Raw genomic sequence first — 7,346 nt, 5'->3', positions numbered from 1 at the left:
CAGCCAGCACCACGCCGGACCCGGGCCAAGCGTCCCGGTCGCCGCGTACCCGGCGCCGCGCCAGCGGGCCACGATCCCGCGCAGCCGGCCCGGCCGCACGGCAAGCGCGGACGCCAGCAGGTCATAGGGGGCGGCGTAATGCTCGGCGCACAGCAGCAGCCCGGCCACGTCCCGGCCGGACAGCCGGACGCTGCCCGCGTCCGCGCGGCGCGGCAGCCGATGCGGCGCATCGTCTGGCGCTAATCCCGTGACTGCAGCCATCACCGCTCCCGCGCTGACTCGGTGCTGCTGCCCGCCGCTGCCATGGTGGCACGGCGCCGGGCGGCCCGCAGGGCGCACGGCATTACCGGCTGCTTACGTCATGCCGGCCGCCCGGGGCGCCTGGCGGCCGGGCGGTTACCCGGCCCGGGTGGCCTGCTCGACGCGGTCGAGCAGGTGGCGCAGTTCGTAGTCGGTGATCACCGTGTTCGGGTCGTCGCGGCTGGCCTCGAAGTAGCCCGCCGACTTCACGAACACGATGCTCCACTCAGGGTGGGCCGCCAGGAACTTCTCCTTGCGGACAACCTGGTCTGTCCAGTCCGCCATGCATCCTATGCTAGCAGAGCAGATCAGAGCAGTTCAGATCAGATATGGCCGCTGGTCAGCACAGCACTGGACTGATCTACGTTGACCGTGTGACAGTTGATCACGGCTCGCCCGTCCCCGCCTACCAGCAGCTGGCCGGGATCTTGCGCGCCAGGATCAACGCCGGCGACTGGCACGCCGGCCCGCTGCCCTCCGTCAAGCAACTCCAGGACAGCTACGACGTCGGCCGCGACACCGTACTCCACGCCATCGGGGTCCTGCGCACCGAAGGGCTGGTCTTCACCGTCAAGCGCCGCGGCACCTACGTCACCCCACAGCAGAACACGGCCCGATAAGCCCCGCCCTTGCATGCACTTTCCAGGCCAGCGGACTGGCGCCCGGCCCCGGTGCGGTTTTGACTTCCGGTCTTTAGAATCTTGATTTTTTGGTTTTGCGGCAGAGTGGAGTCGGAGAGGTTCCCGACCTCGCCCTCGGGTCCCCTCGGGGTGGGGGTGAGGTCGGGAACCACGCAGACGGAACGCAGCCGCACGTTCCCGCTGGCAGCGGGAACGCTTGGGATTGTTCCGGGTGTGACAGCGCCCGCGCTGGCGGGCGCTGGGCTGCCGGGCCGGTACCCGGCCACTGTGCGGCCGGTGTGCGGCTCCAGGGCTGTGCCGCTCGGCCTCCCAGCGGGGCGCAGCTATCAGATCCGATGCTCGGCTTCGACCTATGTGGCAGGGCGCGCCGCCAGATGAGGTGCTAGTTTTCCGGCCCTCTAGGCGGACCAGGCGATTGACGGTCTACAGTCCAACTCATGCCTACAGTCTTTGAACACGGCCCTTATCTCAACGCCGCAGTGCTGTGCGAACGAGCAATCCAGGAGACTGATGGTGTTCTGACGATTGTCCGAGCTATCGACAAAGTCGTTGCTCAGCCCGGACCGGCAGCGGATCGTATGCCGACACCAGCCGCCATGCAGCCGTTCCCGGTCAGTCTGTCGCTAGTCGTCCTGATGAAGGCTGGCCAAGCGCGCGGAGAGTACACGCTCGGGATTCGCCCGCAAGACCCCACAGGTGCTCAGCTTCCTCTCCTGGAGACGCCGGTGGTATTCACGGGTGCAGACGATGGGCAGGGCGCTAACGTTGTGGTCAACTTGAATCTTGGTATCCAGCACGAAGGCTTGTACTGGTTCGATCTGCTCCTGTCCGGCGAGTTGATCACACGTGTGCCGCTGCGTACCGAATATCGGCAGGCCGGAGATCAAGCGCCTCCTGCCCCTCGGGCACACGGGACCTCCGGATGAGCGTCGAAGTTGTCCCAGTGACGAGTCTGGGGAACCCCCCTCCCCATTGCGCCTCAACCACCGGGACCCCGAGCAGTCCTCGCAGCAGCCTTGTAGCCTCGTCCCACGTCCAAGCGTCTGAGGTGAACTCGGAGATCACCAGTTCAACTTCGTGGGCCAGCCGTAGTGCGGACTGGTCGATGTCTGGCTCATCCCAAAAGGTAGGCACGAACCAGACTTGGAAGTCCCGCAGAGATTCGCCGCCCTCAACGAGCCCCACAAGTCGTTCACGTAGTTCTGCCTCAAGCGCGGACATGCTCCCGGTGCCTCCGATCTCCGCAACGCTAACGATGGTAGCGGCGTCGCAGACTAAACAACGTACTGTCCGGGTGATGCGTTGATGCCCCGCCGACAGGTGGTTCAAGCAGCCGAACTGAGACGGATGTTCAACGAAGGACGGTACCTAGAACGCGTAGAAGAGGGTGAACTGGTCGCTATGACTCAGGCGAACCGGCACCCTGGACCCTCTTTTGAGCCGTTCTGTACCGTGAGCCAGACGGTTCACTACTACACACGCACGTTGCCGCTCCCGGAGAAGGTGGCGATCGTACACCAGTACCTCCGGCCAGATGGGACCCTGGGTGCAAGCGGCATGCCAGATCCGAAGGCGGTCATCCAAGACGGCACCATGTACATCTTGGATCCGGGCGGGGATGCGATTTCTAACCGCACCTCGTCCCAGGGTCACAGTTCGTAGGTCCCTTCAATCGTCAGGTGGGGCGCCGATGTGCGGACGGTAGCCGTTGGGCATTTGTTGTGTCCACAAGTACCCCTTGGCCGTGTCACTCTGAAATGGCCCCACCTTCTCCTTTGATTCGGCTCCATCCCGGAGTGGGCGGGGACGGGTAGTTCTCCTCTGATTTGGCCCCACCGTGGGTGGTTTTGCGGCGACACGCCGGGCTGGTTGCGGGACACGTGGTGCGGCTGCGCGGATAGTGGTCACATTCTGTTGTTTCCCGCTCACGGGGGGCGGATGGGACGGGACAGGGTGGCCTTGTTCGCTGCGATCCGGGAGGATCACCGGCGGGGCACGGGGATCCGGGAACTTGCCCGGAAGTACGGGGTGCACCGGCGGACGGTGCGGGAGGCGCTGGCGTCGCCGGTGCCGGCCCCGCGGAAGGTGCCGGAGCGGGCGTCGCCCTCGCGGGACGTGGTCGCGCCGCTGATCGACGCGATGCTGACCGAGGACCTGGACGCGCCGCGCAAGCAGCGGCACACTGCCAGGCGCATCTGGACGCGGCTACGCGACGAGCACGACGCGGCGGCGTCCTACTCCTACGTCGCGAAGTACGTCGCGCGGCGGCGGCCGGAGATCGAGGCGGGGCACCGTGAGCAGGCGGGGAGCCTGGAAGGGTTCGTGCCGCAGCAGAAGGATCCGGGGGCGGAGGCTGAGGTCGACTTCGGGCCGGTCACGGTCAGGCTGGACGGCCAGGAGGCGGCCTGCCAGATGTTCGCCTACCGGCTGTCGTTCTCCGGGATGGCGGTGCACCGGGTCTACGCCTCGTGCGCGCAGGAGGCGCTGCTGGAAGGGCACGTGACCGCGTTCGCGGTGACGGGCGGGGTCCCGCGGGTGCATATCCGCTATGACAACCTGACGCCGGCGGTGACGAAGGTGATGAAGGGCCGGGACCGGAGGGAGAACGCCCGCTGGCTGTCGTTCCGGACCTGGTACGGGTTCGACGCGTTCTACTGCGAGCCGGGCGAGGAAGGGGCCCATGAGAAACCTCGGGCTGCATACTGCACCTCTTCGGAGCGGTTCGCGTGGTGTTGACGTTTGTGCTGGTCAGGCCTGCCTGGCCAGTTTAGGCGGGCGTCCTGTTTTCGGGCGGGCGGGCGGGTTGTCCGGGTCGGGCGGGTAGTAGAGGTACTCGCCTTTGTCGTTGTATCTCTCGGCTCTGACATTCCCGGCGCGTCGCCAGGCCTTGACCGTTTGCGGGTGGATGCCGAGGGCGGCGGCGGTCTCGGCGAGGGTGAGCATTCCCTGGCCGCGGAGCCGCTGGCGTCGGGTGGGGATGCGGTGCGCCCGGATGATGTGGTCGACGATGAGGCGGTGGAAGGGCTCGCCGGTGCCGCTGGCCAGGCCGCGCTGGTTGAGGATGCCGGCGATCTCGCCGCTGGTGTGGCGGCCGAGGAGCTCGCCGATGGCGGTGAGTACTTCGGGCGGGGTCTTGCGTGCCTCGGGCCCGGTTTTGGGCATTTCCAGGTCGAGGGTGCGGTGCTGGCCGCCGGCGAGGCGGACGTGGGCGGTGATGGTGTCGCTGGTGCGGGTCACGGTGACGTCGGTGACGAGCAGCCGGGTGATGCGCTTGCGCTCGCGCATGGGGGTGGCGGGGTCGTCCCAGACGGCGGGCAGGTCGGTGACAAGCCGTGCGATCTTGTCCTGCTCGGCGGCCGTGAGGGCGGGTGCGTGCTGGTCGCGGGCCTTGTCGTAGGCGGACTGGGCGTCGGACAGTTCGCGCAGGGCGGTGTTCCAGTCGGCTTCGAGGGCGTCGGCGACGAGCCGGTTGGCGGGGTCGACGGCGAGGTAGCGGCGGCGGGCCTGGCCGGCGTGGTAGCGGGCGCGCTCGACGTGCGCGGCGCGCAGCGCGTCGGCTTCGGCGGCGCGGTGCTCGAGTTCGGCGGTCACGGCGAGCGCCGCCTCGACGGCGAGCGGGGTGAGGGTGGCGATCATGAGCCGGGCGACGGCGTGGTCCACGACGGTGCCGGGCAGGGCGGTGCAGATCGGGCGGGCGTTCTCGATGCCGTCGCGCTGGCACATGTAGTCGGGCCATTCGGTGCCGCGGCGGCGGTGGTAGCGGACGGTCATCCGGGTGCCGCACCGGCCGCAGATGATGATGCCCTGCAGCAGGGCGTTCCCCTCGCGGGGCGGGCCGGCGGCCCGGTCCTTCCCGCGGGCGGCGGCGTTCGCGGCGAGCACCGCGACGTTGGCCTCGTACTGGTCCATGGTGATGTAGCCGGGGTGGGCGCCGGGGATGAAGGAGATCCATTCGGCGCGGGGGACCTTGACGCTGCGGTGCTTCCCGCCGGGCAGCACCTGGTCGCGGCGGCGGCCGAAGGTGAACGCGCCGGCGTAGCGGGGGTTGTGCAGGATCCGCAGCACGACGTGGTGGGACAGGGGCTTCCAGTCCAGCTCGCCCTTGCGGGGCCCGGCCCGGTGCCGCCAGGGGAAGGTCAGGCCCTCGGCCCGGAAGGCCCGCACGACCGCGGTCGCCGACCTGGTCTTCTCGAAGACGGAGAACAGGTGGGCGACGGCGCCGCGGACGGCGGTGTCGGGGTCGGGGATGACGTGGAAAGCGGCGTCGTAGGCGAGGCCGACGGGCAGCGGGACGATCAGTTCGCCGCGGCGGGCCTTGGACAGCACGCCGCCGCGCAGCCGGGCCCTGATGAAGTGGAGCTCGGCTTCCGACATCTGCCCCTTCATGCCGAGCACGAGCCGGTCGTTGAAGTCGCGGGGGTCGTAGAGCCCGTCCTCGTCGCAGATCAGGGTGCCGGTCATGGCGCACAGCTCGAGCAGCTGGTGCCAGTCGGCGGAGTTGCGGGCCAGCCGGGAGCATTCCAGGCCGAGCACGATCCCGGCCCGGCCGAGCGACACCTCGGCGACCAGGTGCTGGAACCCTTCCCGGTCGGCGGCCGAGGCGCCGGAGTGGCCCTGGTCGATGTCGATGACGGTGACCTGGTCCGCGGCCCAGCCCAGCGCGATCGCCCTGCCGCGCAGGTCGTACTGGCGCAGCGCGGACTCGGTGTTGTTGACGACCTGCTTGAGCGTGGACTGGCGGACATACAGCAGCGCCGGGCGGGACAGGTGCGCGGCGCTCACCTTGGACGGCGCGGCCAGGGCGGTGGTCATCGGGGGTTGCTCCTTCCCGAGGGGGTTCACGGTGCGGGCATGGCCAGGGAGGCCAGCGCGCTGACGAGAGCGGCGGCGAGAGCGGGAGACGGGACCGGGACGGGCGGCCCCGCCAGGCGGGAGGCAGGTGCGGCCGGGGCGAGGCCGGCGACGGTGCGCTGCCAGGCGAGGACGCCCTTGGCGGCGAGCACGCCGAGGCCGAGCGGGAATGCCTCGCCGCGGGCGTGCAGGGCGGCATGGCGGAGCTGCTCGTAGCGGGCGTCCAGCCCGCTGCCGGGAACAGGGGCCTGGCCGGCATCCGGGCGCGTGCCCGGTTCAGCAGCCGCGTGGCCAGGTGACGGGGGAAGGGACAGGGACGGGTCGCCGTCCTCCTTTCTTGCGCGGGCGGGCAGGTCAGCGGCTTTTGGAGTGGCGCTCCCGGTAGCGGGCCAGCGCTCGCTCGATGCTGCGGGGGTGCGCGCGCACCCCGAACTCGTCCTGGACGGGGCCGGCGAGCTGCGCCGGCCGCAGGGCCGGGTCGGCGGCCAGCTGCCGCTCGGCCCAGGCGCAGATCTCGTCGGTCAGCTTGTGAGCGCCGCGCGGCCCGGGACGGGCCGGGACCAGTCCTTCGATGCCGGAGGACTCCAGCGCCGCGGCTGCGGCGTAGTAGGCCGGACGGGAGTAGCCGAACGCCGCGGCGGCCTCGGTCACCGGGACGCCGCCGGCCCCGGCCTTGCGCACCATCTCGTACTTGACCTGGACTGCGTCGCGGGCGTCGAAGAAGTTGCTGGACAGGAACTCCGGGTCGGTGACCTGCTCCGGATGCGGGTTCAGGCAGCGCGCCGCCGCGAGCGATTCTTCCTTGGGATCCCGCCTCCTGGGCACGCCGTCTCCTCATCCCGGGCATCACTGTCAGGATGATTTTGCCGCAGATCGCCTGGATTGCCGGGACCGCGGCACGGCGTGTCGCACGATTATGCCGCATGAGAAGGAAAACCAGCCGGACTGCTGCAGCTGGCAGGGTGAGGGCCAGCCGACGGAGCGGCATAATCTCTCTTACGTTCACGGCATAATCTCCTTTACATGCCGTCGCCGTCTGCTGATTCCCGGAGCCGGGCGACCAGGTCGGCGGCGGCGAGGAGGCCGCCAGCCGTGAACGGGCACCGGCCGTCCGCGATCACGGTGAACGGGTCCAGGGCCACGACGTCGGTCCACCCGGCAGGCATGCTGAACAGGCCCCGGTCGCCGTCGCGCAGCCAGACCCGGTCCTCGCCCCAGTTGAGCTTGTGCTCCACGAACTCGAAGTCCTGCCCGCACAGCGGATGGAACGGATGCGTGACCCGCACTTTCCGGTACGGAACAGGCGGACTGGGTGTAGTTGACGATGTGGTCCAACCGGAAACAGGAATGGCCGTTCGGGTGCACCTCGAACAAGATACCGGCCCGGCTGGGGCCTGGCGCCACATCGGCGGTGCAGCGCGCTTCGGCCGCTGGTTTCCGGGTGTCGCCTGGACGGGCGCTGTGGCCGGCGCGTGTCCGGTCCGGGCTGCGGGGCTATACCGTCCGGCTGCGCCCGTCCTGGCGGCACGCTGCCGCGCGGTGATCGGGGGGCGG

The 7,346-nt window shown here is 69.5% G+C and carries 8 protein-coding genes and 1 pseudogene; 3 read left to right on the top strand and 6 right to left on the bottom strand.

Features of this window, described 5'->3' with window-relative positions:
- Both Q1N79_RS27930 and Q1N79_RS27925 read right to left on the bottom strand, forming a co-directional pair.
- Nucleotides 1-261 (bottom strand): hypothetical protein (locus Q1N79_RS27930; RefSeq protein WP_300614043.1); only part of this gene is annotated, 261 nt, incomplete at its 3' end.
- 135 nt (nucleotides 262-396) lie between these two features.
- Nucleotides 397-585 (bottom strand): hypothetical protein, encoded by a 189-nt coding sequence (locus tag Q1N79_RS27925; RefSeq protein WP_300614042.1) that lies wholly within the window; start codon nucleotides 583-585, stop codon nucleotides 397-399.
- 89 nt (nucleotides 586-674) lie between these two features.
- On the opposite strand from Q1N79_RS27925, the gene Q1N79_RS27920 reads away from it, so the two are divergent.
- The 3 genes and pseudogenes from Q1N79_RS27920 to istA all read left to right on the top strand — a co-directional run.
- Nucleotides 675-920, top strand: coding sequence for a GntR family transcriptional regulator (locus Q1N79_RS27920; RefSeq protein WP_300614040.1), 246 nt, complete (start codon nucleotides 675-677; stop codon nucleotides 918-920).
- Between the two features lie 458 nt (nucleotides 921-1,378).
- On the top strand, nucleotides 1,379-1,867 hold the full coding sequence (locus Q1N79_RS27915) for a hypothetical protein (protein WP_300614039.1): 489 nt from the start codon (nucleotides 1,379-1,381) through the stop codon (nucleotides 1,865-1,867).
- A gap of 1,012 nt (nucleotides 1,868-2,879) precedes the next feature.
- A pseudogene (gene istA / locus Q1N79_RS27910) lies at nucleotides 2,880-3,629 on the top strand (IS21 family transposase); the annotation flags it as partial.
- A 60-nt stretch (nucleotides 3,630-3,689) separates the two neighbouring features.
- Here istA and Q1N79_RS27905 read toward each other — a convergent pair.
- The 4 genes from Q1N79_RS27905 to Q1N79_RS27890 form a co-directional block, all read right to left on the bottom strand.
- Nucleotides 3,690-5,753 carry a recombinase family protein gene (locus Q1N79_RS27905; protein WP_300614038.1) on the bottom strand — a complete coding sequence of 688 codons (2,064 nt, stop codon included), beginning with the start codon at nucleotides 5,751-5,753 and terminating at the stop codon, nucleotides 3,690-3,692.
- A 26-nt stretch (nucleotides 5,754-5,779) separates the two neighbouring features.
- Complete coding sequence (locus Q1N79_RS27900) at nucleotides 5,780-5,944, bottom strand: hypothetical protein (protein WP_300614037.1); 165 nt, start codon at nucleotides 5,942-5,944, stop codon at nucleotides 5,780-5,782.
- A gap of 202 nt (nucleotides 5,945-6,146) precedes the next feature.
- A complete protein-coding gene (locus Q1N79_RS27895) occupies nucleotides 6,147-6,617 on the bottom strand; it encodes a helix-turn-helix domain-containing protein (RefSeq protein WP_300614036.1) in 471 nt (156 codons plus the stop codon).
- 194 nt (nucleotides 6,618-6,811) lie between these two features.
- On the bottom strand, nucleotides 6,812-7,078 hold the full coding sequence (locus Q1N79_RS27890) for a DUF5372 family protein (RefSeq protein ID WP_300614035.1): 267 nt from the start codon (nucleotides 7,076-7,078) through the stop codon (nucleotides 6,812-6,814).
- Nucleotides 7,079-7,346 lie beyond the last annotated feature (268 nt).

The organism is Trebonia sp., from assembly GCF_030042015.1.
Classification (GTDB): Bacteria; Actinomycetota; Actinomycetes; order Streptosporangiales; family Streptosporangiaceae; genus Trebonia.
This window is presented reverse-complemented; position numbering and strand designations above follow the sequence as displayed.

What these genes read in the sequence shown, in the direction of transcription:
- Q1N79_RS27925 (WP_300614042.1), bottom strand. Translation starts at nt 585, where the DNA reads ATGGCGGACTGGACAGACCAGGTTGTCCGCAAGGAGAAGTTCCTGGCG.
- Q1N79_RS27915 (WP_300614039.1), top strand. Translation starts at nt 1,379, where the DNA reads ATGCCTACAGTCTTTGAACACGGCCCTTATCTCAACGCCGCAGTGCTG.
- Q1N79_RS27905 (WP_300614038.1), bottom strand. Translation starts at nt 5,753, where the DNA reads ATGACCACCGCCCTGGCCGCGCCGTCCAAGGTGAGCGCCGCGCACCTG.